Raw genomic sequence first — 23,751 nt, forward strand, 5'->3', positions numbered from 1 at the left:
TCGGGCGCTCTTCACCTCTCCCCGACGGGGAGAGGTCGGCGCGTAGCGCCGGGTGAGGGGCCTCACGTCCCACGAGAGAGCGTAACCCCTCACCCGCATCGCATCTTGTGATGCGATGTGACCTCTCCTTTCGAGAGAGGTGTAGGACGCCGAGCCACCTACCCCTGATCTCACCATGCGTTACGGCTTGTTCGGGCGCAGCTCGAGGCCGACGCCTTTGTTGACGAAGCGCAGCGTGTAGGATTTGCGGTAGTCGAGATCCGCCTTCACGACCCCGGCCTTGACCATCTTGTTGAAGAAGGAGGCATAGCGCTCGTCGCTCATTGCGCCGATGCCGTTCTTCAAGCTGTCGCCGGAATCGACGATGCCGTGCTCCTTCATCTTGGCGACGGAATAGGCCAGGAGATCGTCGGTCATCTCCGGGTTGAGCTGCTTGATCAGGGCGTTGCCGGCGGAATTGTCCCGGTAGAGGTAATTGTACCAGCCGATCATGGAGGCATCGACGAAGCGCTGCACGAGGTCAGGCTTCTTCTCGACAATCTCGCGGCGGGTTTCGATCAGGGTGGAATAGGTGTTGAAGCCGTAATCGGCGAGCAGCAGCACATTGGGCTTGAAGCCGGCGGCCTTCTCCACCGCAAACGGCTCGGAGGTGACGTAACCCTGCATGGCGCTCTTGGGATTGGCGATGAAGGGCTGCGGATTGAAATTGTAGGGGCGCAGGTTCTTCTCGCTGAAGCCGTATTCGGACTTCAGCCATTGGAAGTAGCTGGTCATGCCTTCCTTGGAGACGAACAGCGTCAGCGGCTTGAGGTCCTCGATCTTGGCGACCTTGGCATCAGGCTGCGTCAGCATCACCTGCGGATCCTTCTGGAAAATCGCGGCGATGGTGATGACGGGAACGTTGTTGGCGACGGCGTCGAACGACATCAGCGTGTTCGCGGCCATGAAGAAATCGATCTTGCCGGCGATCAGCAGCATCCGGTTGTTCTCGTTCGGGCCGCCGGGGACGATGGTGACGTCGAGGCCGTATTTCTTGTAGGTGCCGTCGGCGACCGCCTGGAAGAAGCCGCCATGCTCGGCCTCGGCGACCCAGTTGGTGCCGAAGGTGACCTTGTCGAGCGTTTGGGCGCGCGCCGGCGCAAAAGAGGCGAGAGCGGCCAACAAGCCCGCAACTAACGCTCGCCGCAGATGAAAGGGGGTCATAATGGCACTCCGTCGATCGTGGCTGGCCCAATCGCGACTGGTCCGGGTGAAGGCAACGCGATAGAACCGCATGACATCAGGGGATGCGAGCCGCCCGGGCCCGCATCCCCTCATACCGCAAATTACGTGACAAATTCGGGCAAGGAAACCTCGATGACGCCCTCCCGCGACTGGATCGACATCGACTGGGCTGATGCGAGCCCCGGCGAGGTGTCGCGCTGGATCGCGGTGCTGCCGCTGGCGGCAACCGAGCAGCACGGTCCGCATCTGCCGCTGACGACGGACGTGTTGATCGCGGACGCCTATCTGGCACGTGTGCGTCAGCTGTTACCAACCAGGATTCCGGCGAGCTTCCTCCCGGTCGAACCGGTCGGGATTTCGACCGAACATATCGACTATCCCGGCACGCAGACGCTGCCGACCGAAATTGCGCTGAGGAAATGGACAGCGATCGGCGCGGACGTTGCAAGCCGCGGCGTGCGGAAGCTTGTCATCGTCACCAGCCATGGCGGCAACAGTGCAGCGATGATGCTGGTCGCGCAGGACCTGCGTGCGCATCACAAGCTGTTCGTGGTGACGACCTCGTGGTCGCGGCTCTCAGGCGCCGACAAATTGTTCCCGGCCGATGAAGTGCGGCACGGCATTCACGGCGGCGCCGTCGAGACTTCGATCATGCTGGCGAGCTATCCCGATCAGGTGCGCAAGGATGCAATCGCCGATTTTCCAGCGAGCAGTATTGCGATCGAGCAGCAGTATCGCTGGCTGTCGACGCAGCGGCCGGCGCCGTTCGCCTGGCAGGCGCAGGATCTCAACGCCAGCGGTGCCGTCGGCAACGCGACGCTGGCTGCCCCCGCGAAGGGCGAGCAGCTGCTCGATCAGGGTGCGACGGCGTTCTGCGAGCTGCTGGCGGAGATCGATAACTTCGACGTGAACAGGCTCGCCAAGGGCCCCCTCGGCTAGGGGGCATCTTCCTGGATTCATTCAGGAAAGATCGAGCTTTGGCGAGCACATTTGCGGTCTTCGAACCGGACGCGAGGAGCCTCCGTCCAACTGGGCACGCGGGCCACAACGGACCGCCTCAACCCCGGATGGAGTTTCACATGTCGATCAAGACCAAGTTTGCCGCCGCAGCTCTCGCTGCTCTCGCCGTGACCGGCAGCATCGCGTCCACCACCTCCTCGGCCGAAGCCAAGCAGCCCGCCTGGGTCTATGGTGTGGGCGCCGGCATCGCCACCGCCGCCGTCGTCGGCTCCGCGATCGCCGCCACGCACGACCCCTACTATCACGGCTATCGCCGCTGCGGCTGGGTCGCGCAGTACAACGCCTTCGGCCAGTACGTCGGCCGCGTTCGCACCTGCTACTGATCTGAGTATCTGAGGCCGATCTCCACGTGGATCCTGCGTCCGACACGGGCGCCTCATCCACCCCGTGTCGTGCCCCCGACCCCGCCCGGCTGTCCCCCCCGGGCGGGGTCATTCCGTTTTGGATTCCCGGATTTTGTTGCACCCGCGTCACACAGTGGTGCGAACTCTCCTCTGCGACAACGCAAGGTGAGTTGCTCTTGCGAATTATTCGCAATAAGACTAGTCGTAGATTCAGGAACATGGGACGAAGTCGAGGTCAATCGAGATTATCTCGGCCAGTCGCCTCGAGCGCGGAGACCTGGTGACAGAATCGCCGCGACACGGCAGGGATATCGCGGCAGGTGAGACACATTCGCGTTTGGGGGCGTGCGTTTTGGCGTTGAGAGGTCACAGACACCGGTGCTTGCGAACGGCCGCGGCGATCGCCACGGGCGTGCTTGCCCTTCCCGCGGCCAGCCGCGCGGCCGATCTGCCGCTGAAGGCGCCAGCCTTGAGAGCGGTCTATGACTGGACCGGCCTCTATATCGGCGCGCATGCCGGCTACAGCCACGGCTCGTCGCGCTTCGCGCTGAACGACGGCTCCGCACTGGGCGACAGCGGCGTCTTCAGCGGCATGATCGGCGGCGTGCAGGCGGGCTACAATTATCGCCTCAACTCCGGCTGGCTGGTCGGCGTCGAAGGCGATTTTACGTTTCCCAACTACATCACCTCGAACTCGATCGTCTCGTTCCTGGCAACGCCCGCCAACACCGTCACCCAGCAATGGGACTACGCCGCGAGCGTGCGCGGCCGCGTCGGCTACACCAGCGGTCCCTGGCTCATCTACGCCACCGGCGGCTTCGCCTGGATGGGCGAGCGCTATTTCGACGCGCCGGCCTCCGGCGCCGAAATCCCGAAGATCCTGAACACGCGGCCCGGCTGGGTCGCAGGCGCCGGCCTAGAATACGCCTTCGCGCCACATTGGAGCGCGCGGCTCGAATATCTCTACAGCCGCTTCGACGGCGCCAACGTCGCCTTCTCCACGGGCGCGCAGTACACCTCCTCGTCGCTCGACTTCCAGCAGGTCAGGCTCGGCCTCAACCGCAAGGTCGATTGGCCGGGCCTGCCGAGCTACAATCCGAACAGCTCCTTGATCGACACGGAATCGGATCGCTGGGAGATTCACGGCCAGACCACCTATCTGCCGCAGGGCTATCCATCCTTTCCCGCGCTCTATACCGGGCCGAACTCGCTGTCGCCGTCGCGGCAGGCCAAAGCGACGTGGAGCAACAGCCTGTTCCTGAACGCGCGGCTGTGGGACGGCGGCGAGGTCTATTACAATCCCGAATTGCTGCAGGGATTTGGACTGAACGACACGGTCGGTGCGGCCGGCTTCCCGAACGGCGAAGCGCAGAAGTCGAACTTCCCCTATCCGCATTACAACACCTCGCGCCTGTTCGTGCGCCAGACCTTCGGCTTCGGCGGCGAGCAGGAGGAGCTTGCGAGCGGTCAGCTCCAACTCGGCCAGAAGGTCGACGTGTCGCGCCTCACGATTCAGGCCGGCAAATTCCCGGTGGTCGACGTGTTCGACGGCAATGCCTACGCCAAGGACACGCGCCGGGATTTTATGAACTGGTCGATCTGGGCGCCCGGCGCCTTCGACTATTCCGCCGACAAGGTCGGCCTCACCTACGGCGTCACCGCCGAGCTCAACCAGAAGCAATGGGCACTGCGCGGCGGCTATTTCCTGATGGTTGCCGAGTCCAACGCCAATCACTTCGACACCAGGGTTGGGGAGCGCGGTCAATATTTGCTCGAGCTCGAGACGCGCTTCTCGCTGTTCGGCCGGCCGGGCAAGCTCAGGACCATCGGCTGGCTCGATAGCGCCAACATGGGCAGCTTCCGCGAGACGCTGGACAATCCCGCGCTCAATCTCGACATCGCGCAGACCCGCCGCGGCCGCCTGAAGTACGGCTACGTGCTCAACCTCGAGCAGGCGATCACCGACGATGTCGGCCTGTTCGGCCGCTGGAGCTGGAACGACGGCAAGACAGAAACGCTGGCCTTCACCGACATTCATCGCAGCCTGTCCGGTGGCGTTTCGATCAAGGGCACGACTTGGGGCCGACCCGACGACGTGATCGGCGTCGGCGGCGCGATCAACGCGATCTCACAGGATTACCGCGACTTCCTCGCCGCTGGCGGCCTCGGCGTGCTGGTCGGCGACGGCGCGCTGAACTACCGCAAGGAACGTATCCTCGAAACCTATTACGCCTACGCGGTGAACAAGAACATCACCCTCACCGCCGACTACCAGCTCATCGTCAACCCCGCCTACAATGCCGACCGCGGACCGATATCGGTGTTTTCGGGGCGGCTGCACGGGGAGTTCTGAGCCCGCGGCTCAGAACAGGAGCGCAACGCCCGAGACGAACAGCAGCGCCAGCACGATCTTGCGGAACGTGGCCTCGTCGATCCGGCCGAACAGCTTCAGCCCGAGCCACGTTCCGGCGAACAGAAAGGGCAGACCGAGCGCGAACAGCTTCGCCGTGTCTGATGTGAGCGATCCCTTGGCACCGAGCCAGAACGCCGCCATGGCGAATACCACGACGGCGACCGGCTGGAACGTGGCGCGCTGCGCGTCCCTGGGCAGGCCGCGCAAATTGCACCAGATGGTGACGACGATGCCCGCAAGACCGGTGAGGCCGCCGAGCAGTCCGTTGACGAAACCGACCGTCACGTCGGCGGTCGGCGGCATGGCGGCCGCGAGCTTGAGCTGCGGCCGGAAGAATGCATAGAGGCTGTAGGCGATCAGGATAGCACCGACCGCGATGCGAACGCTCTTCGGATCGGCCCAGGTCAGGAGCGACACCCCCGCCGGCACACCGATGATTGCACCGACGATGAACGGCCACAGCCGGTGCCAGTCGAGCGCGCTGCGCAGCTTCCAGACCGAATAGCCCTGCACCAGAAGGCCGAAGCCGACGATCAGGCTGGCACTCTGAAGCGGCGTCAGCACGTAAAGCCACAACGATGCCGCGACCAGGCCGAAGGCGAAGCCGGAGAGGCCCGCGACGAACGCGCCGGCGAAGGTGGCCAACAAAAACAGCGGAAGCTCGATTGCGATCCCGTCCATTGCTCGCTCCATGGATAAGCGAGCAGCGCTTGCGTGGGATCACCACTTCACGGGGAGGCTGCGACATCCCCGGGATGCAAGTCTAGGTGAAGCGGCCTTCTTGCACAATGACCTTGTTATGCCACGCGGATCGCGTCGAGGAATTTCCCGACCTCGGTCTTGAGCCGGCTGCTCTCGCCGGACAGCGACCTTGCCGATGCGAGCACGTTGGAGGAGGCCGATCCGGTTTGGCTCGCGCCGCGCTGCACGTCGACGATGCTGGCGGAGACCTGCTGGGTGCCGCGCGCGGCCTGCTGCACATTGCGTGAGATCTCGCGCGTCGCTGCGCCCTGCTCCTCGACCGCCGCGGCGATGGCGGACGCGATCTCGGACATGCGGGAGATGGTGTCGCCGATCGACTTGATGGCGCCGACGGAGTCCTCCGTCGCCGTCTGGATGCCCGAGATCTGCTGGCTGATCTCGCCGGTGGCCTTGGCGGTCTGCTCGGCCAGCGCCTTGACCTCGGACGCGACGACGGCGAAGCCGCGACCGGCCTCGCCGGCGCGCGCCGCCTCGATGGTGGCGTTGAGCGCCAGAAGGTTGGTCTGGCCGGCGATCTGGCTGATGAGCTCGACGACGTCGCCGATCCGCCCCGCAGCCCTGGCGAGCTCGCCGACATGCTCGTTGGTCCGCCCGGCCTGCTGCACGGCCTCGCCGGCGATGCGCGCGGAATCCTGAACCTGACGGCTGATCTCGTCGACCGACGAGGCCATCTCCTCCGCCGCGGCGGCAACGGTCTGCACGTTGGTGGAGGCCTGCTCGGATGCGGCGGCAACGGTCGCCGTGACCTTTTCGGATTGCTCGGCCGTGCTCGTCAGCGTTCCCGCGGAGGCTTCCAGCTCCGAGGATGCCGACGAGACGGTGTTGATGACGTCGCCGATCATGGCTTCAAACTCCCGCGCGATCTGATCCATGCGCTGGCTGCGCTTCAGCTTCGCTTCCGCTTCGATCGCGGCCGCCTCGTCGGCGGACTTCTTGGCGAGCAGCGAATCCTTGAAATGCTGGAGCGAGCCTGCGACCTGGCCGATCTCGTCGCTGCGGCCCGTCGCGGGAATCTCGACCTCGTGCTGCCCGGCGGCGAGCGCGCCGATCACGTCGGCGATCCGGCCGAGCGGCGTCACCACGCGCCTGCGCAGCATGATGGTCACGCCACCGAGCGTGCCGAGCAGGGCCAGCACGGCGACACCGGCGAGCGCGAGCATCGCCAGCGCGCCGTCGCGCGCGGCCGAGGCGCGCTCGGCGGCTTCCGCCAGCGCAGCGTCGCGCACGCCGTAGAACATCTGGATGGCCGGCACGATGACCTTCGCCAGCTCATCGGCGGTGCCGGCGTACTTACCGTCAGTCCGTGCTGCAGGAATCTCCTTGTCCACGGCAACTGCGGCTTTTCCAAAATAGGATTCCGTCGCCGCCTTCAGCGCGGTGGCGATCCGGACGGGATTTTCGAGCTGTTCGAGACCGGCCTCGATGCGCTCGCGATCGACCTCCACGCGCCCCTGCATGCGATCCATCAGCGACAGTTCGGCCGCGGTGAGCGGACGGCGCGCGGAGAGCGCAGGCGACAGCGTGGCCGCGCGGCTGCCGGCCGAAACGCGCAGATCCTGCGCCGTCCGCGCCAGGTTCAACAGCGCCGCAAGCGAGGAATCGGCGTTGATCACCTTTGCCTCGAGCTTGTTCATGACGGGTTCGAGATTGGCGAGGACCTCGGCAACGCCGGGCAGGAAGCCCTTTGTCGCGGCGCCGTCGCGCGCCGCCAGCGGAACGCTCATCGCGCGACCGGCCGCGGTGGTGATTTCCTTCAGCCGCCGCGCGGCACGGTCGAGATTCTCGGCGATGGCGCCGCCGCCGTCCAGCACCATGACGGAGCGCCTTGCGGCCTCGAAGCCCTCCTCGGCCGTTTTCGCGGCCTTCGCGGCAGCTTCGAGCTGCGCCTGCGTTGCAGCGCCTTCCTGGAAGATCGGTCCGATATAGGGAGCGCGAAGGCTGGCGACGTGCTGGCTGGCCATCAGCGTCGCGCCAAATGCCTCCACCGTCCTGATCGCATCGGAGCGATTGGTGAAGATGCGCGTCTGCGGTATCAGCACCTCGGCGCCGAGGATGACTGCAAACACCGTCACCGTCAGCATCGACAGCGCGAAAAGCTTTCCGATCCGCATCCTCAGGTCCCCCGGGTCTATTCTTGCAAGCGCAAAAGCTAGCGGGCGGCCACTAAGGGCTCGTTAAGCAACGATCCGTAGTTCCGCGGGGTGTCAAGGCGTCGCGGACGCCTTTGGGAACGCCGTCGCGCACGGGTTCCCTTTCGGCGATGAATAAGCAGAATCGCCAGCACTTCCGCACTGAATACCTATATCAGTGGCTTGCCGGCATCCCGGCCACACTTGCTTACCTCCGGAACGTCAATGCTTTCGCTCGAACTCGCCATCGTCGTCGTCCTGATCGTCATCAACGGCCTGCTCTCCATGTCGGAGCTGGCCGTGGTGTCATCACGCCCAGCGCGGCTGTCGCTGCTCGCGGCCAAGGGCGTGCGCGGCGCCGAGCGAGCGCTGACGCTGGCGGCCGATCCCGGCAAGTTCCTCTCGACGGTGCAGATCGGCATCACGCTGGTCGGCGTGCTCTCCGGCGCGTTCTCGGGCGCGACGCTCGGGCAGCGGCTGACGCAATGGCTGCTCGAGCTCGGCCTGTCGCCAGGCATTGCCGACATCGTCGGCGTCGGCATCGTGGTCACGCTCATCACCTACGGCACCCTGATCGTCGGCGAGCTGGTGCCGAAGCAGGTGGCGCTGCGCGACCCCGAGAGCATCGCGGTGCGGGTCGCGCCGGCGATGCACGCGCTTGCGAAAATATCGCTGCCGCTCGTGTTTCTGCTCGACGTCTCCGGCAAGCTGATCCTCACGCTGCTCGGCCGCGGCGGCAAGGCCGAGGAGAAAGTCTCGGAGGACGAGATCCATCACCTCGTCAGCGAGGCCGAGAGCGCAGGCGTGCTCGAGCCCGGCGAGAAGGAGATGATCGCCGGCGTGATGCGGCTGGGCGACCGGCCGGTCGGCGCGGTCATGACGCCGCGCACCGAGGTCGACGAGATCGACCTGAACGACGATCCCGCCGCCATCCAGGACATCATCGCCAAGAGCCCGCATTCGCGCTTTCCCGTGTCCGACGGCGACCGCGACAAGCCGATCGGCGTGCTGCAGGCCAAGGACCTGCTGATCGCCTATATGAACGAACGCAATCCGGACCTGCGCGCGCTCGTGCGCGAGGCGCCCGGCATCCCGGTGTCGGCAGATGCGCGCGACGTGCTGACCATCCTGAAAGCGGCCCCGGTTCACGTCGGGCTCGTCTACGACGAATACGGCGCCTTCGAAGGCATGGTGACCGCCGCCGACATCCTCTACTCGATCGTCGGCGCCTTTCATTCCGAGGAGGGACCGCCCGAGCCGGCCTTCGTCAGGCGCGACGACGATTCGCTGCTGATCTCCGGCTGGATGCCGGTCGACGAGTTCGGCGAACTGCTCGGCATCAAGCTGCCGCCGCATCGCTACAACACGGTCGCAGGCCTCGTGCTGCAACAATTCAACATGCTGCCCAATGTCGGCGATGCCTTCGATTTCGGCGGCTGGCACATCGAGGTGGTCGATCTCGACGGGCGAAGGATCGACAAGATATTGGCGAGCCGATTGACTGAGGTCGAGACGGGGTGAATTTAGCAAGCCGCAAAGTTAGGCGTCGTCCCGGACAAGCGCGCCTCAAGCGCGCGCCGATCCGGGATCCATAACCAGGGAGGGGTTTGGCGAAGACTCGCAGTTTGGTATTGCCACCAGCCGCACTCGCGAGATCACGCGGTATGGGTCCCGGATCTGCGCTCGCGCTTGTCCGGGACGACAGCTGAGTTGTGGCTCGAGTTCGCGTCACTCGCAGAACCCTACCCAAACCTGACCCCGATCCGCTTTTCCTTGCGCCAGACCACCGTGCAGGCCCGATGCGTGCCGTCGGCCTGGACGAACAGGGTGAAATGATCGGGAATGCCGACGGGGCTGGCAACGTCGAGTGCGGCGCCGGTATCGGAGAGATTGCGGACGGTGCAGTCGATCGCGCCACCGCCGAACTCGATCGTCCCGGCCTTCAGCACGCGATGTCGGGCCTTGTCGCGTCGCTCGTCCATGGGCCGAATCTACACCCAAAGTTGAACCAGCCGTTAAACCCTACCCTCCGCTCTCGGCAATTTGAGGTCCCTGGCCTACGGCAGCCGCAGCCCGCATCTTACAACGCCGGCTGGAACGTCTCGGCGCGCGCCATCTGCCAGGCGTCGCGGAAGCGCGGGTCTTCCGTGCCTTCGAGCAGCTCGCCCGGACGCAGCGCCGGATAGAGCTGCGCGAACGACTTCACCTGGGTCGTCGACGTCCGTTGGCTGAAATGGATCGGCCGCAGCTGCTGCGGATGTTCGAGCCCTGCCGCGGCGATCAGCTCGGTCAGCGAGTGCAGCGTGGCATGGTGATAATTGTGCACGCGGTCGATCTTGAGCGGCACGTAGAGCGCGCGCGCCCGCGTCGGATCCTGCGTCGCCACGCCGGTCGGGCAGCGGTCGGTGTGGCAGCTCAACGACTGGATGCAGCCGAGCGAGAACATGAAGCCGCGCGCCGAATTGCACCAATCGGCGCCGATCGCCATGGCGCGCGCCATGTCGAAGGCGGTCGCGATCTTGCCGGAGGCGCCGATCTTGATGCGGTCGCGCGCATTGATGCCGACCAGCGCGTTGTGGACGAAATTGACGCCCTCGCGCATCGGCATGCCCAGATGATCCATGAACTCAAGCGGCGCCGCGCCGGTGCCGCCCTCATTGCCGTCGACGACGATGAAATCGGGATAGATTCCGGTCTGAAGCATCGCCTTGCAGATCGCCAGGAACTCCCAGGGATGGCCGATGCAGAGCTTGAAGCCGGCCGGCTTGCCGCCCGAAAGGCGGCGCATCTCGGCGATGAACTGCATCATGCCCACGGGCGTCGAGAAGGCGCGGTGCGAGGCCGGCGAGATGCAGTCCTCGCCCATGGCGACGCCGCGGATCTTGGAGATCTCCTCGGAGACCTTGGCCGCCGGCAGCACGCCGCCATGGCCTGGCTTGGCACCCTGGCTGACCTTGAGCTCGACCATCTTGATCTGGTCGTCGCCGGCGACGCGCGCGAACGCTTCGGGATCGAAGCTGCCGTCGAGATGACGGCAGCCGAAATAGCCCGAGCCGATCTCCCAGATGATGTCGCCGCCCATCTCGCGGTGATAGGGGCTGACGCCGCCCTCGCCGGTGTCGTGCGCGAAACCGCCCTTCCTGGCGCCGGCATTCAATGCCCGCACCGCATTCGGGCTGAGCGCGCCGAAGCTCATCGCCGAGATATTGAACACCGAGGCCGAATAAGGCTTTGCGCAGTCCGGCCCACCGATCACCACACGGAATTTCTCCGTGGCATGCGCCTTCGGCGAGACCGAGTGATGCATCCACTCGTAGCCCTCGCGATAGACGTCCTCCTGGGTGCCGAAAGGACGCTTGTCGAGCTCCATCTTGGCGCGCTGATAGACCACCGCGCGGGTGTCGCGCGAGAACGGCATGCCGTCCTTCTCGCTCTCGAAGAAATATTGCCGCATCTCGGGGCGAATCTCTTCGAGCAGGAAGCGGATATGCGCCGAAATCGGGTAGTTGCGCAGCACCGCGTGGCTCTTCTGCAGAAGATCGCGGACGCCGAGCAGGGTCAGCGCGCCGAAGATGAGGATCGGAATCAGCAGGATGTCGAAGATCTTGCCGTCGGAGATGCCGATGCCGATCAGGAGCGCGGTGACCACCGCGCAGATCGTCAGCACGATGAAGCGCGGCGAGAAGGGCAGCAGCAGGGTTTCCATGATCCCCTCCTCCGCCAGCGGCAGGCGTTTCGGGGATGCATGCGTCTTGTTGTCGTCGGCCACGATTCCGATCCTCTCGCCAGCAGAAGGCGTCACGATACGCCCGCGCCTGTCATACGGATATGACGCCGCCCTTGTTTCAGGCTAGCGAATTCGGCCGAGACAAATCAATCAGCCGGATGGACGGATTTTGCGGTGCAGCAGAGGGGTCGGAGGCGGCGCAAGCCATGCAGTGTCCCGGGCAAGCGCAGACCCGGGACCCAGAATGCAACAGCATACGATGCGGCGAGATGGACCCCGGGCTCTGCAGCGCACCGGCGAAGGGGCGCTGCGTCCGGGACGCGAGCGCGTAGCGCTCAGCGCTCGACGAAGGCCTTCTCGATCACGAAATGGCCGGGCTTGTTGCCGCTTCCTTCGACGAAGTCGCGGCTCTCGAACATCTGCTTCAGCTCTTCCAGCATCGCCGGGCTGCCGCACATCATGATGCGGTCGGTTGCGATGTCGAGCGGGCCCTGCCCGATGTCGTTGAAGATCTGCTCGGAGCTGATGAGGTCGGTGATGCGACCGCGGTTCTTGAACGGCTCGCGGGTCACGGTCGGATAATAGACGAGCTTATCCGCGAGCAGCTCGCCGAACAGCTCATCCTCGCGCAGGGTCGCGACCAGCTTCTCGCCATAGGCGAGCTCGGAGACCTGGCGGCAGCCATGCACCAGCACGATGGACTCGAACTGGTCGTAGACCTCGGGGTCCTTGATTAGGCTGGCGAAGGGCGCAAGGCCGGTGCCGGTCGAGAGCAGCATCAGCCGCTTGCCGGGAAGCAGGTTGTCGGTGATCAACGTGCCGGTCGCCTTGCGGCCGACCAGGATGGTGTCGCCTTCCTTGATCTTCTGCAGGCGCGAGGTGAGCGGGCCGTCCTGCACCTTGATCGAGAAGAACTCGAGCTCTTCCTCGTGGTTGGCGCTCGCCATGCTGTAGGCCCGCAGCAGCGGCCGACCATCGACCTCGAGGCCGATCATGGCGAACTGGCCGTTCTGGAACCGGAAGCCGGTATCGCGGGTGGCGCGGAAGCTGAACAGCGTGTCGGTCCAGTGGTGGACGGAAAGAACCTTCTCTCGGTAAAACGCGCTCATGATTTTCGATATTCCGAATAACTGCGGTTTTAGGGCAAAAGCGTTGCCCGGCCCGAAATCGGGCGGTCACCATTTGCCATGGCGGAGGATTTCGCGTGTGTGATCTACGCCATTGAGACCAATAATCAACCTCGTTTCGGATGCAATTGATGCCGGTCAAACCGGCATTTGCGGCAGAACTGGTCACATCATTAAGGAATCTGCTGTCTCGCACGCGAGGAGGATAATTTCTTTTCCCTGCCGGGCTTCATTGCAGCACTTAATTTCCGGCGCGCTCGCAAGAATTTCATTAAGAATAGCTCTGAATTCTCACCCGGCTTGGCGCCGGCGCCCGCATTTTTGCGGTTTTTGGCGCCAGGAACGACGAAACACCATGGCAAGCGGCGAGCGGATCTTCGTTCAGGCGATCAGGCGCTATTGCGCGGAGCGGGGCATCGCGGTCGATGTCCGCTCCGGTGGCTGGCTCATCGCGATGCGCCGGGGACCGACACGCCATTTCGCCTTCGGCTACGACATCGGCCTGAACAGCGCCATCGCCCATCGCCTCGCCAACGACAAGTCGGCCACCGCCGAGGCGCTGACGCTGGCGGCCGTGCCCTGCGTTCCGCATCGGCTGTTCCTCAACCCGAAGCTGGGCGTGCATGTCGCCGGCGCCGATTGGCGCGAGGGGATGCTGGCGCTGCTCGCCGAAAATCCGCACGGCGTGGTGGTGAAGCCGAACGAGGGAACATCGGGGCGCTCGGTATTCAAGGTGACGACGGAGGCGGAGCTCGACCACGCCGCCGACGAGGTCTTCTCGATGAGCACGGGGCTCGTGATCTCGCCCTATGTCGCGATCGAGGAGGAGGTCCGCGTGGTCCTGCTCGATGAAATGCCGCTCGTCGTCTACAGCAAGCAGCGCGGCTCGGATTGGCGGCACAATCTCGATGCCGGCGCAAAGCCGGTGCTGCTGGAGCACGGCGCAGTCCGCGCGGCCTGCGCAAAGCTCGCGATCGATGCCGCGCGCGCCATCGGCATCGTCTTTGCTTCGATCGACGTGGTTCGGGTGAATCGCGAATGGAAAGTGCTCGAGATCAATTCCGGCGTGATGATGGAGACCCTGGGCAAGCTGCATCCGGAGCTGGTGCAGGCGGCTTATGATGCGGCGCTGGATCGGGTGTTTGCGTGACGCTCCGAGCGCCAAGCGCAAGCTGCAATCCCTTCTGCGTGCGGTCGCGTTTTCGGGATGTTCCCATTGTGAAATGGAAAGCGGCGATCTAGCCTTCATGCAGCGCACGACGCATGCGGCTTGCACGCTTTCCTTGCGGCGGCTGCATCAATGATCGTCAAGCAAATGAAAAGGGAAACGCCATGAGCGGCAACATCAATCGCCAGATCCTGCTGGTGGAAAAGCCCAGCGGCAAGCTCGGTCCCGAACATTTCAGGATGGTCGAAGGCGCGATGCCGGAGCCGAAGGAGGGTGAGGCTTTGCTGCGCGTACGCTACATCTCGCTCGATGCGGCCAACCGCGCCTGGATGCACGGCGCGACCTATCGTTCCGCCGTCGAAGCCAATAGCGTCATGGCCGGCGGCGCCATCGCCGAGGTCGTCAGCTCGAAGACAGCGGGGCTTGCGGCTGGCGACATCGTGTTCGGCGACACCGGCTGGCAGGAATTTGCCGCCGTGCCGGCGAAGCATCTGACCAAAATGCCGAAGCTCGAGCCGATGACGCACCTGCTCAGCGTGTTCGGCATCGCCGGTCTCACCGCTTATTTCGGCCTGCTTGAGATCGGCAAGCCCAGGGAGGGCGAGACGGTCGTGGTCTCCGCGGCCGCAGGCTCGGTCGGCTCGATCGTCGGACAGATCGCAAAGATCAGGGGATGCCGCGTCGTCGGCATCGCCGGCGGCGCCGACAAGTGCAACTGGCTGACCTCCGAGCTCGGCTTCGATGCCGCCGTGGACTACAAGGACGGCGCGGTGTTCAAGGCGCTGCGCGCAGCGGCGCCGAAAGGCATCGACGTCTATTTCGACAATGTCGGCGGCGACATCCTCGAAGCCTGCCTGCCGCAGATGAACAACTACGGCCGCATCGCCTGTTGTGGCGCGATCTCGCAATATGACGGCGCGCCTGCCGCACATGGCCCGCGCGGCGTGCCCGGCCTGATCGTGGTGAAGCGGCTAACCATGCAGGGCTTCATCGTGATGGACTACATGAAGGACAGCGAGCGCGCACTCGCCGATCTCCAGGCTTGGGTGAAATCCGGCAAGCTCAAGGTGCAGGAGGACATTCTCGACGGACTCGAGAACACGCCGAAAGCGCTGATCGGATTGCTCGCAGGCGAGAATCGCGGCAAGCGCATGGTGAGACTGACGACGTAGTCGCGCCCCAATTGCGTCGGCATAATTGACTTGCGGTAGAGGCCGAAGCGGCCAAAGATGCCGCTCGCGAGCTGACCCTCGCGACGATTGCGCTTGCATATCTTTTTCAGAATGGTCGGTATTCCCGATCGGGCAGGAATTCATTCAAATGTTCAACACGTTGAAGCATGCATCGACGCGCACGGCGTTGCTGGCAGCACTCTTCGCAACTGCAACAGGAGCGTTCGCGCAGACCGAGGCCCAGAAAAGCGCCATCCGGTCCGCATGCCGCTCCGACTTCATGGCGCATTGCTCGAGCGTGACGCCTGGCGGAGTGGAGGCGTATCAATGCCTCGCCAAGAACATGTCGAGCCTGTCGTCGGGCTGCCAGGCTGCGGTTCGCGCGGTCGAACCGGCCGCCGCGCCGAAGACCGAAGCAGCGCCCGCCAAATCTGAACCGGCCAAATCTGAACCGGCCAAGTCTGAACCTGCCAAGTCTGAACCGGCAAAAACGGAAGCGGCGCCGGCTGCCGCGCCAGCTTCCAAGCCGGGAGCGGCGGCGGCGCCGAAGGCGGCAGCAGCAAAGCAGCCGAGCCCCGCGCAGGTTTCCGCGATCAAGAGCGCCTGCCGCGGCGATTATCCCAAGGTCTGCGCCAGCGTGCCGCCCGGCGGTGCGCCGGCGCTCGAATGCCTGGAGAAGAACAAGGCGAAGGTGTCGGCCGGTTGCGCCAAGGCCGTGAATGCAGCATTCGGTGGCGGAGCAGCCGCAGCGCCCGCAGGCGCGGCTCCGGCCGCAGCAGCTCCCGCGGCCGCCGCGGCGCCGGCCACGATCACGCTGCGACCATTGCTGCCGCGCGAAGAGCTGTTCATCGTGCGGTCAGCTTGCGGCGCCGACATCCGCGCCCTCTGCGCCGGCGTGGCGCCCGGCGGCGGCCGGATCATCCAATGCATTTCCAACCGGGCGGCATCGCTCTCGCCGGCCTGCAAAGAGGTGCTCGCGCCTTTCGCGGCGCGATGAGACCGAGCGGGCTTAATTCGTCCGCGGCATGAATTGCGGTGAGTGACGCGAAGGTTTTCGCGTGCTGAGGCGTAAACTAACCGATCCTTGTTTGAAAGGCCGCTACGACCACGACAAGCCCCGGGAGGACAACATGCGTTCATTGCTGCTCGTTGCTTCTGCGCTCTTCGCCTTCGCCGCCACCATGACCTTCGAGGCCACCGACGCCAATGCGGTGGTGTGCGCACGCGGCGTCGTTCGCGCCGGCTGCGTCGGACCGAACGCGGCCGTCGTCGTCCGCAAGCCGGTGCCGGCGGTCCGCTGCACCAGGGTTCTGGTGAACGGGGTCTATGTGAAGCGCTGCGTCTGACCCCTGGTGGCCAATCCGCCCCGGTTTGGCTATGATTCGCACCTGACGGTTTCGGACCCGCAAAACGCGTGTCCGGACACGTGCTTTGGCGTGCCGCGCGCTGCCGATAATTCCGCTGGCGCCGGACGCCGGAGCACATTAGTCTACCCCTAGATAGTAAGTATACTGTCAATTAGGGAGGCAGACGTTGCGGATCGCCGTGATTGGCGGGGGGCCCGGCGGGCTCTACTTTGCCTATCTCTGGAAGAAGCGTCACCCCGAGGATCAGGTCGACCTGTTCGAACAGAACCCGGCCGACGCGACCTGGGGCTTTGGCGTCGTGTTCTCCGACCAAGCGCTGGAGTTCCTGCGCGCGGACGACCCCGAGACGGTCGATGCGATCGCCCCGCACATGGAGAGCTGGGAGAACATCACGCTGCACCTCCATGGCGACAGCGTCGCCATCGACGGCGTCGGCTTCTCATCGATCGGGCGGCTGGATCTGCTCAGATTCCTGCAGCAGCGCGCGCTCGATGTCGGCGTGACCCCGCGCTTCGACACGCAGATCCAGGCGATCGACCAGCTCAACGGCCACGATCTGATCGTCGCCGCCGACGGACTGAACTCGCTGGTGCGCCGCGCCTATGAGGGCGATTTCGGGACGTCGCTGTCCTACTCATCCAACAAGTTCGTCTGGTACGGCACCTCGAAACGCTTCGACACGCTGTCGCAGACCTTCGTGAAGACCGAACGCGGCGCCTTCAACGCCCATCACTACCGCTATTCGCCGACCATGAGCACCTTCCTGGTCGAATGCGATTACGCCACCTGGCAGGCCTATGGGTTCGCCTACAAGGACGTCGAGCAGTCCAAGGGCGTCTGCGAGGAGGTGTTCGCCGACACGCTCGGCGGCCATTGCCTCGTCTCCAACAAATCGGTCTGGCGCAATTTTCCCTGGATCTGGAACGAGCACTGGTCGTTCAAGAACATGGTGCTGCTCGGCGACGCCCTGCATTCGGCACATTTCTCGATCGGCTCGGGCACGCGGCTCGCGATCGAGGACGCCATCGCCCTCGTCAAGGCGCTGGAGTCGGATGCGCATCTTGCGACCGCGCTGCATCGCTATCAGGCCGCGCGCAAGCCCATCGTGCAGAAGCTCGTCAACGCGGCGCGCACCAGTGCGTTCTGGTACGAACATTTCGCCGAGCACATGAAGCTTCCCCTGATGGACTTCGCCTACAGCTACATCACCCGCTCCGGCCGCATCGACGATTCCCGGCTGCGTGCGATGTCGCCGGCCTTCATGGCCCGCTATCAAGCGGCCAGGAATGGCGGGGACAATGGCGGAGGCGAGGCATGAGCAACGCGATTTTCGATCAGGTGCCCGCCGACAGCGAGGGCGCACGCGAGATCGGCTTTGCCGTCCCTGACATCTACAACGCCAGCCGCATCCTGTTCGAGAATCTCGCCAAGGGCCGCGGCCACAAGCGCGCGTTGATCGGCCCCGCGGGCACACGGACTTATGCCGAGCTCTGCGACGAGGCTTGCCGCTGGGGCAACGGCCTTGCGTCGCTCGGCCTGAAGCGCGGCGACCGCGTGCTGCTGTTCCTCGACGACACACCGGCCTATCCGGCCGCCTTCTTCGGCGCGGTGCGCGCCGGCTTCGTGCCGCTCCTGATCAACACGCTGACGCCGCCGGACCTCTTGCAATTCTACCTCGCCGATTCCGGCGCGACCGTCGCGGTGGCGGATGCAGAATTCGTAGCGCGCTTCAATGCCGAGGCTTGCAGGGAGACCAAGCTGCATACGCTGATCGTCGCCAACGGCGCGGCCGGCGAGCACGCGGCGCCGCAGGCGCTCGCGGCGGCGAGCTGGCTCGCGCAATTTTCTGCCGAGCTGGCGGAAGCGCCGACACAGCGCGACGAAATGGCGTTCTGGATGTACTCCTCCGGCTCGACCGGACGGCCCAAAGGCATCGTGCACCTGCAGCACGACATGGCCTACACGGATGCCGCCTTTGCGCAGAGCGTACTGAAGCTGACGCCTGACGACATCTGCTTCTCGGTGCCAAAAATCTTCTTCGCCTACGGCTTCGGCAATTCCGTCACCTTCCCGTTCTCGGCCGGCGCCGCAACATTGCTGCTGCCGGGCCAGCCGAAGCCGGCCTCGATCTTCGCGGCGATCGAGCAGTACAAGCCGACGGTCTTCTTCGGCCTGCCGACGCTGTACACCGCGCTGACCAAGGCCGAGGGCTCGGACGAGACGGATTTCTCGTCGCTGCGCATGGCGCTCTCCGCCGCCGAGGTGCTCTCGGCCGAGGTCTTCAACGGCTGGAAGACGCTCACGGGGCTCGAAATCGTCGAAGGCCTCGGCTCGACCGAGGTGCTGCACATCTATCTCTCCAACCGGCCCGAGCAGAAGAAACTCGGCGCCGCGGGTCTGCGCGTTCCCGGCTACGAGGTCGCGCTGCGCGACAAGGACGGCCGCGACGTCGGCGACAACGAGGAAGGGATTCTGTGGGTGCGCGGCGATTCCAACACGCCGCTGTACTGGAATCGGCCGGACAAATCCGCCGAGACGATCCGCGAGGGCGGCTGGATCTACACCGGTGATCGCTTCGTGCGGGATGCCGACGGCTTCCACTTCTTCCGTGGCCGCGCCGACGATCTCATCAAGATCTCCGGCCAGTGGGTCTACCCGCTCGAGGTCGAGCTGTGCCTCGCCGATCACCCCGACATCCGCGAATGCGCGGTGTTTGCCGCCGAGCTGCCGGACCGTCGCATGACGCTGAAGGCGGTGGTGGTGATGAACAACCGCGCGGTCGACCAGAGTGAGGCGGCGCGCAGGCTGCAGGACTATGTCAAGAGCAGGCTGCTGCCGTACAAATATCCGCGCGAGGTGATCTTCATCGACGAACTCCCGAAGACCGGCACGGGGAAGATCGATCGGCAGGCGTTGCTGCGGATGTGAGGCGAGGACGGAGTTCCGCGCACCGCGATCGTAGGGTGGGCAAAGCGGAGCGTGCCCACCATTCCCCAATAGGAGAGAGATCGTGGGCACGGCGCTTCGCGCCTTTGCCCACCCTACGAGATCGCGCTCTGGGCTGGCCGGGGCGCCCCCTCACGCCCCCTTCCCCAGATGCTCCAGCGCGTCCTCCGCGCGCAGCGGCACGCGGGAGGCTTCGTTGTTGAGATCAACCAGCTGCGCCAGCAGCCCCATCAGCGCCTTGCGATCGGCGGGCTTGAGCGGCTCCAGCATCCGGGCCTGTGCGCGCTCGACGGCGGGGATGATCTCGCGCAGGATCGCAGCGCCCGACTTGGTCAGATAGAGCAGCTTGATCCGCTTGTCCTCGGGTGCCGGCTTGCGCTCGATATAGGCCTTGGCCTGCAGACGTTCGATCACGCTGCCGAGCGTCGAGCGGTCGAAGGCGATCACCGCCGACAGCCGCGTCGCGTCGATGCCGGGATGGGTGTGGATTGCGACCAGCGCGGCATATTGCACCGGCGTGAGATCAAACGCCTTGCACTCCTCCATGAAGATCGAGACCGCGATCTGCTGCATGCGCCGGAACAGATAGCCCGGCGCGGCATAGACCGCGTCGATCGTGATCGGAGGGGGCGGCTTACTCGGCATCGGGCTGCTTCTCCGGCGCGGCATCGGCAAATGCCGGCAGCGCCTTGGCGGCGGCCTCGGCCTGGAGCAGGCGCGGATAGGCGGAGACGTCGACGCCGAAGCGGCGGGCATTGCCGAGCTGCGGCACGAGGCAGAGATCGGCCAGCGTCGGCGCATCGCCGAAGCAGAATGGGCCCTTCTCGTCCTTGATCAGCATCTCACAGGCCGACAGGCCCTCACGGTTGACCCAGGCGGCCCAATCCTGGACCTTCTCTTCGGGCAGACCCAGCTCACGCAGCCGCGCCAGCACTTTCAGGTTCTGCACCGGATGGGTGTCGCAGGCGATCGCTAGCGCAAACGCCCGCACCCTGGCGCGGCGCAGCGGATCCTTCGGCAGCAGCGGCGGATTGGGATGGGTCTCGTCGAGCCATTCGATGATGGCCACCGATTGCGTCAGCACGCCACCCGCATCGTCCTCCAGCGCCGGCACCAGGCCCTGCGGGTTGATGGCGAGATAGCCGGGGGCGCATTGCTCGCCCTTGCGCAGATGATGCGGCAGATGCTCGGCGCCGAGCCCCTTCAGGTTCAGCGCGATCCGCACGCGATAGGCGGCGCTGGAGCGGAAATAGCCGTGCAGCTTCATTGAGACCTCCCTGCTTTTGTCATTCCGACGCGCCAGCGTCGAGCCCGGAATCCATAACCACGATCGGGAGTATGGATTCTCAGGTGCGCAATTGCGCACCCTAGCTCGCGCCTTGCGGCGCGCCCCGGAATGACACGACCTTTGTGTGTCGTTCGTCAAGTTGACGCTATATAGATTGTCAGTATACTGTCAATCAACAATGAACGGGAGGCTCATTCATGGAAGCCGTGACCAAGACGCCGGAACGCGAGGCGTTCTACCGGAAGATCGACGGCGAGAATCTCACCGCGCTGTGGACGGTGATGAGCGACCTGATCACGCCGGAGCCGAAAAGCGCGTGCCGGCCTCACCTCTGGAAGTTCGACGTCATCCGCGATTACATGACGGAGGCCGGCAAGCTCATTACCGCCAAGGAAGCCGAGCGGCGCGTGCTGGTGCTGGAGAACCCGGGGCTGCGCGGGCAATCCAAGATCACGACCTCGCTCTATGCCGGCGTGCAGATGGTGGTGCCCGGCGACGTCGCGCCCGCGCACCGGCACAGCCAGTCGGCGCTGCGCTTCGTGCTCGAAGGCAGGGGCGCCCACACCGCGGTGGACGGCGAGCGCACCGCGATGGAGCCGGGCGACTTCATCATCACGCCCTCGATGACCTGGCACGATCATTCCAACGAGACCGACCAGCCGATGTTCTGGCTCGACGGCCTCGACATCCCCCTGGTGCAGTTCTTCGACTGCTCCTTTGCCGAAGGCGCGAACGAAGACCAGCAGAAGATCACAAAGCCTGCCGGCGACAGCTTTGCCCGCTACGGCCACAACCTCCTGCCCGTCGATGTGAAGCGGAGCTCGAAGACGTCGCCCATCTTCAGCTATCCCTATGCCTACACCCGCGAGGCGCTGGAGAAGGCCAGGACGAGCCAGGAATGGGACGCCTGCCACGGCCTCAAGCTGAAGTTCAGCAACCCCGAGACCGGCGATTTCGCAATGCCGACCATCGGCACCTTCATCCAGCTGCTGCCCAAGGGTTTTAAGACCACGCGCTATCGTTCGACGGACGCCACCGTGTTCTGCCCGATCGAAGGACGCGGTCGCAGCCGCATCGGCGATACCGTGTTCGAATGGGGCCCGCGCGATCTATTCGTGGTGCCGAGCTGGCACTGGGTGACACACGAGGCGGATGAGGACGCCGTGCTGTTCAGCTTCTCGGATCGGCCGGTGCAGCAGAAGCTGGATCTGTTCAGGGAAGATCGTGGAAACGCGTGACGGTCGCCGGTCTCGTAGGGTGGGCAAAGGCGCCCTTGCGCCGTGCCCACGTTTTCGCGACTCATGAAGGAATGGTGGGCACGCTTCGCTTTGCCCACCCTACGGCGCCGGTGATCGTATCTAGCGCCAGTGCAACAGCCGCATCTCCAGCCAGCCGATCACCTTGCCCACCGCCAGCCCAAACACCGACAGGATCACGACGCCCGCGAGCAGCTGATCGGTCTGCATCAGGTTGCCCGCCTGCAGCACGAAGGCGCCGATGCCGTATTGGGCGCCGATCATCTCGGCGCTGACGACCAGCAGCAGCGCGACGGAGGCGGTGATGCGGAAGCCCGCGAGGATCGCCGGCAGCGCGCCGGGCCAGATCACCTTGCGCACGATGGTGGCGAACGGAACGTTGAAGCTCTGCGCCATGCGGATCAGGTTGCGCGGCACCGCATCGACACCGCTATAGACCGAGATCGCAGTCGAGAAGAACACCCCTAACGCAATGGTCGCGATCTTCGGCTCTTCGCCGATGCCGAGCCAGAGAATCAGCAGCGGCAGCAGCGCGATCTTCGGGATCGGAAACAGCGCCGAGATGAAGGTGATGCCGACGCTGCGCGCGAGACGCGACAGGCCGATGGCGAAGCCGACGGCGATTCCGGCCGCCGTTCCCAACAGCCAGCCGACGCCGATCCGCAGCAGCGAAGCCGAAACATGCTGCCAGAGTGCCCCGGAAACGGCGAGCTGATAGATCGCGCGGACAATTGCGGAAGGAGTCGGCAGAAACAGCGCATTGACAAGGCCGGCGCTGCCGGCGGCTTGCCAGATCGCGAGGAGGAGGCCGAGCGCGATCCAGCCGCCATACCGGCTCGACGCGGGCACGAAGCCGGCGCCACGAAAGTGGACGCGCCGCGTCGGCTCATCCTTGGCCGTCGTGCCCGTCGCCGCGCGATCAAGCATGCTGGACCTCGCGCTCGGCATCGATCGCCTCGTTGCGGATCAGCGACCAGATCTGGTTCTGCAGGGCCAGCAGTTGTTCGCGGGCCCCCGCTTCGCCGCGCGTCGCCCGCGCCATCGGCACGGTGACGACCTCGCGGATGCGGCCAGGACGGCGCGACAGCACCACGATGCGGTCGGCGAGCCGCGCGGCCTCTTCGAGATTGTGTGTCACATAGACCGCGCCCATGCCGCCATCGGCAAGCAGGCGGATGAAATCCTCCAGCAGCAGCTCGCGAGTCTGCGAATCCAGCGCCGACAGCGGCTCGTCCATCAAGAGGATCGCGGGCTTCACCGCGAGCGCGCGCGAGATGCCGACGCGCTGGCGCATGCCGCCGGAGAGCTGCTTTGGATAGGTCTGTCGAAAATCGGTGAGGCCGGTGCGACGCAAGGCATCCTCGACCAGCGCGCGGCGCTGCGCGGCCGAGAGTTTTGTGTGCAGCAGCGGGAACTCGACGTTCTCCTCCACCGTCGCCCAGGGCAGCAGCGCAAAGTCCTGGAACACGAAGGTCAGCGGATTGAGACTGTCCGCCGGCGGCGCGCCGCGCAGCTCCGGCGCGCCGGAGGTCGGCTGCAGCAGCCCGCCGAGGATCGACAGCAGCGTGCTCTTGCCGCAGCCGGACGGCCCGACGATCGCCACCACCTCGCCGGCACTGACGGCGAAGGAGACGTCGTCGAGCACGGCGAGATCGCCGAAGCGATGGGAGATGTGGCTGGCGATCAGGTCCATGAAGCGCACCCACTTTCTTCATCTTCCCCTGGAGGGGGAGCATCGGTTTGCATGCAGCGAAGCGAAATGCAAACCGGGGTGGGGTGACAGTCCATCCACGACTGCGCTGATGCCT

General features: G+C 65.0%; 21 protein-coding genes. 11 read left to right on the plus strand and 10 right to left on the minus strand.

All coding sequences use genetic code 11. The annotated features are described in order from the left end of the window. Window positions 1-180: 180 nt before the first annotated feature. The gene (locus ACM43_RS08270; protein ID WP_271539598.1) at window positions 181-1,203 is read right to left on the minus strand and encodes an ABC transporter substrate-binding protein; all 1,023 of its coding nucleotides are present in this window, start codon (window positions 1,201-1,203) and stop codon (window positions 181-183) included. 153 nt (window positions 1,204-1,356) lie between these two features. Between ACM43_RS08270 and ACM43_RS08275 the strand changes: the two genes are divergently transcribed. The 3 genes from ACM43_RS08275 to ACM43_RS08285 all read left to right on the plus strand — a co-directional run bounded on the left by ACM43_RS08275 (window position 1,357) and on the right by ACM43_RS08285 (window position 4,941). Then, window positions 1,357-2,163, plus strand: coding sequence for a creatininase family protein (locus ACM43_RS08275; protein WP_271539600.1), 807 nt, complete (start codon window positions 1,357-1,359; stop codon window positions 2,161-2,163). A 140-nt stretch (window positions 2,164-2,303) separates the two neighbouring features. Continuing rightward, window positions 2,304-2,567 carry a hypothetical protein gene (locus ACM43_RS08280; RefSeq protein ID WP_271539602.1) on the plus strand — a complete coding sequence of 88 codons (264 nt, stop codon included), beginning with the start codon at window positions 2,304-2,306 and terminating at the stop codon, window positions 2,565-2,567. Window positions 2,568-2,970: 403 nt separating this feature from the next. Further along, window positions 2,971-4,941: a carbohydrate porin gene (locus ACM43_RS08285; protein ID WP_271539604.1), complete on the plus strand. Its 1,971-nt coding sequence runs from the start codon at window positions 2,971-2,973 to the stop codon at window positions 4,939-4,941. 9 nt (window positions 4,942-4,950) lie between these two features. Here the strand turns inward: ACM43_RS08285 and ACM43_RS08290 are convergent, their stop codons facing one another. Together ACM43_RS08290 and ACM43_RS08295 are read right to left on the minus strand one after the other, a co-directional pair. Then, the gene (locus ACM43_RS08290) at window positions 4,951-5,682 is read right to left on the minus strand and encodes a sulfite exporter TauE/SafE family protein (protein WP_271539606.1); all 732 of its coding nucleotides are present in this window, start codon (window positions 5,680-5,682) and stop codon (window positions 4,951-4,953) included. A gap of 116 nt (window positions 5,683-5,798) precedes the next feature. Continuing rightward, on the minus strand, window positions 5,799-7,874 hold the full coding sequence (locus ACM43_RS08295; protein ID WP_271539608.1) for a methyl-accepting chemotaxis protein: 2,076 nt from the start codon (window positions 7,872-7,874) through the stop codon (window positions 5,799-5,801). Window positions 7,875-8,117: 243 nt separating this feature from the next. Here ACM43_RS08295 and ACM43_RS08300 point away from each other — a divergent pair, with 243 nt between their 5' ends. Next, complete coding sequence (locus tag ACM43_RS08300) at window positions 8,118-9,413, plus strand: hemolysin family protein (protein WP_157285827.1); 1,296 nt, start codon at window positions 8,118-8,120, stop codon at window positions 9,411-9,413. 221 nt (window positions 9,414-9,634) lie between these two features. On the opposite strand, the gene ACM43_RS08305 is transcribed toward ACM43_RS08300, so the two are convergent. From ACM43_RS08305 to ACM43_RS08315, 3 genes are all read right to left on the minus strand, one after another. Continuing rightward, a complete protein-coding gene (locus ACM43_RS08305) occupies window positions 9,635-9,874 on the minus strand; it encodes a PilZ domain-containing protein (RefSeq protein ID WP_271539610.1) in 240 nt (79 codons plus the stop codon). Window positions 9,875-9,972: 98 nt separating this feature from the next. Further along, entirely contained in the window at window positions 9,973-11,661 is a 1,689-nt protein-coding gene (locus ACM43_RS08310) for an FMN-binding glutamate synthase family protein (RefSeq protein WP_404544432.1), read from the minus strand. A gap of 293 nt (window positions 11,662-11,954) precedes the next feature. Continuing rightward, window positions 11,955-12,728 carry a ferredoxin--NADP reductase gene (locus tag ACM43_RS08315; RefSeq protein ID WP_128265051.1) on the minus strand — a complete coding sequence of 258 codons (774 nt, stop codon included), beginning with the start codon at window positions 12,726-12,728 and terminating at the stop codon, window positions 11,955-11,957. Between the two features lie 373 nt (window positions 12,729-13,101). On the opposite strand from ACM43_RS08315, the gene ACM43_RS08320 reads away from it, so the two are divergent. The 6 genes from ACM43_RS08320 to ACM43_RS08345 all read left to right on the plus strand — a co-directional run bounded on the left by ACM43_RS08320 (window position 13,102) and on the right by ACM43_RS08345 (window position 19,381). Continuing rightward, window positions 13,102-13,896, plus strand: a complete 795-nt coding sequence (locus ACM43_RS08320) for an ATP-grasp domain-containing protein (protein WP_271539613.1) — start codon at window positions 13,102-13,104, stop codon at window positions 13,894-13,896. A gap of 182 nt (window positions 13,897-14,078) precedes the next feature. Beyond that, a complete protein-coding gene (locus ACM43_RS08325; protein ID WP_271539615.1) occupies window positions 14,079-15,086 on the plus strand; it encodes an NADP-dependent oxidoreductase in 1,008 nt (335 codons plus the stop codon). Window positions 15,087-15,234: 148 nt separating this feature from the next. After that, the gene (locus ACM43_RS08330; protein ID WP_271539617.1) at window positions 15,235-16,083 is read left to right on the plus strand and encodes a cysteine rich repeat-containing protein; all 849 of its coding nucleotides are present in this window, start codon (window positions 15,235-15,237) and stop codon (window positions 16,081-16,083) included. 133 nt (window positions 16,084-16,216) lie between these two features. Further along, complete coding sequence (locus ACM43_RS08335) at window positions 16,217-16,432, plus strand: hypothetical protein (protein ID WP_128265055.1); 216 nt, start codon at window positions 16,217-16,219, stop codon at window positions 16,430-16,432. Window positions 16,433-16,619: 187 nt separating this feature from the next. Further along, a complete protein-coding gene (locus tag ACM43_RS08340) occupies window positions 16,620-17,771 on the plus strand; it encodes an FAD-dependent monooxygenase (protein WP_271539620.1) in 1,152 nt (383 codons plus the stop codon). Continuing rightward, window positions 17,768-19,381, plus strand: a complete 1,614-nt coding sequence (locus tag ACM43_RS08345; protein ID WP_271539622.1) for a benzoate-CoA ligase family protein — start codon at window positions 17,768-17,770, stop codon at window positions 19,379-19,381. The genes ACM43_RS08340 and ACM43_RS08345 overlap by 4 nt, the downstream gene beginning before the upstream one ends. A 150-nt stretch (window positions 19,382-19,531) precedes the next feature. Here the strand turns inward: ACM43_RS08345 and ACM43_RS08350 are convergent, their stop codons facing one another. Further along, window positions 19,532-20,044 carry a MarR family winged helix-turn-helix transcriptional regulator gene (locus ACM43_RS08350; protein ID WP_198399897.1) on the minus strand — a complete coding sequence of 171 codons (513 nt, stop codon included), beginning with the start codon at window positions 20,042-20,044 and terminating at the stop codon, window positions 19,532-19,534. Next, window positions 20,034-20,666, minus strand: a complete 633-nt coding sequence (maiA, locus tag ACM43_RS08355) for a maleylacetoacetate isomerase (protein WP_157285820.1) — start codon at window positions 20,664-20,666, stop codon at window positions 20,034-20,036. Before maiA ends, ACM43_RS08350 begins: the two co-directional genes overlap by 11 nt. A gap of 218 nt (window positions 20,667-20,884) precedes the next feature. Between maiA and gtdA the strand changes: the two genes are divergently transcribed. Continuing rightward, window positions 20,885-21,925: a gentisate 1,2-dioxygenase gene (gtdA, locus tag ACM43_RS08360; RefSeq protein WP_271539625.1), complete on the plus strand. Its 1,041-nt coding sequence runs from the start codon at window positions 20,885-20,887 to the stop codon at window positions 21,923-21,925. Window positions 21,926-22,045: 120 nt separating this feature from the next. Here gtdA and ACM43_RS08365 read toward each other — a convergent pair whose 3' ends face one another. Both ACM43_RS08365 and ACM43_RS08370 read right to left on the minus strand, forming a co-directional pair. Then, a complete protein-coding gene (locus tag ACM43_RS08365; protein WP_271539627.1) occupies window positions 22,046-22,870 on the minus strand; it encodes an ABC transporter permease in 825 nt (274 codons plus the stop codon). Further along, window positions 22,863-23,636: an ABC transporter ATP-binding protein gene (locus ACM43_RS08370; protein ID WP_271539629.1), complete on the minus strand. Its 774-nt coding sequence runs from the start codon at window positions 23,634-23,636 to the stop codon at window positions 22,863-22,865. The genes ACM43_RS08365 and ACM43_RS08370 overlap by 8 nt, the downstream gene beginning before the upstream one ends. Between the last annotated feature and the right edge of the window lie 115 nt (window positions 23,637-23,751).

The sequence above is a fragment of the Bradyrhizobium sp. CCBAU 45321 genome (assembly GCF_028128975.1).
In the GTDB taxonomy this organism is placed as follows: domain Bacteria; phylum Pseudomonadota; class Alphaproteobacteria; order Rhizobiales; family Xanthobacteraceae; genus Bradyrhizobium; species Bradyrhizobium yuanmingense.

Excerpts from the sequence above, each read along its gene's own strand:
- ACM43_RS08320 (WP_271539613.1), top strand. The coding sequence starts at position 13,102 with ATGGCAAGCGGCGAGCGGATCTTCGTTCAGGCGATCAGGCGCTATTGC.
- ACM43_RS08350 (WP_198399897.1), bottom strand. The coding sequence starts at position 20,044 with ATGCCGAGTAAGCCGCCCCCTCCGATCACGATCGACGCGGTCTATGCC.
- ACM43_RS08315 (WP_128265051.1), bottom strand. The coding sequence starts at position 12,728 with ATGAGCGCGTTTTACCGAGAGAAGGTTCTTTCCGTCCACCACTGGACC.
- ACM43_RS08290 (WP_271539606.1), bottom strand. The coding sequence starts at position 5,682 with ATGGACGGGATCGCAATCGAGCTTCCGCTGTTTTTGTTGGCCACCTTC.
- ACM43_RS08270 (WP_271539598.1), bottom strand. The coding sequence starts at position 1,203 with ATGACCCCCTTTCATCTGCGGCGAGCGTTAGTTGCGGGCTTGTTGGCC.
- ACM43_RS08365 (WP_271539627.1), bottom strand. The coding sequence starts at position 22,870 with ATGCTTGATCGCGCGGCGACGGGCACGACGGCCAAGGATGAGCCGACG.
- ACM43_RS08335 (WP_128265055.1), top strand. The coding sequence starts at position 16,217 with ATGCGTTCATTGCTGCTCGTTGCTTCTGCGCTCTTCGCCTTCGCCGCC.
- gtdA (WP_271539625.1), top strand. The coding sequence starts at position 20,885 with ATGGAAGCCGTGACCAAGACGCCGGAACGCGAGGCGTTCTACCGGAAG.
- ACM43_RS08300 (WP_157285827.1), top strand. The coding sequence starts at position 8,118 with ATGCTTTCGCTCGAACTCGCCATCGTCGTCGTCCTGATCGTCATCAAC.
- ACM43_RS08305 (WP_271539610.1), bottom strand. The coding sequence starts at position 9,874 with ATGGACGAGCGACGCGACAAGGCCCGACATCGCGTGCTGAAGGCCGGG.
- maiA (WP_157285820.1), bottom strand. The coding sequence starts at position 20,666 with ATGAAGCTGCACGGCTATTTCCGCTCCAGCGCCGCCTATCGCGTGCGG.
- ACM43_RS08370 (WP_271539629.1), bottom strand. The coding sequence starts at position 23,636 with ATGGACCTGATCGCCAGCCACATCTCCCATCGCTTCGGCGATCTCGCC.
- ACM43_RS08345 (WP_271539622.1), top strand. The coding sequence starts at position 17,768 with ATGAGCAACGCGATTTTCGATCAGGTGCCCGCCGACAGCGAGGGCGCA.
- ACM43_RS08280 (WP_271539602.1), top strand. The coding sequence starts at position 2,304 with ATGTCGATCAAGACCAAGTTTGCCGCCGCAGCTCTCGCTGCTCTCGCC.
- ACM43_RS08295 (WP_271539608.1), bottom strand. The coding sequence starts at position 7,874 with ATGCGGATCGGAAAGCTTTTCGCGCTGTCGATGCTGACGGTGACGGTG.
- ACM43_RS08325 (WP_271539615.1), top strand. The coding sequence starts at position 14,079 with ATGAGCGGCAACATCAATCGCCAGATCCTGCTGGTGGAAAAGCCCAGC.
- ACM43_RS08330 (WP_271539617.1), top strand. The coding sequence starts at position 15,235 with ATGTTCAACACGTTGAAGCATGCATCGACGCGCACGGCGTTGCTGGCA.
- ACM43_RS08275 (WP_271539600.1), top strand. The coding sequence starts at position 1,357 with ATGACGCCCTCCCGCGACTGGATCGACATCGACTGGGCTGATGCGAGC.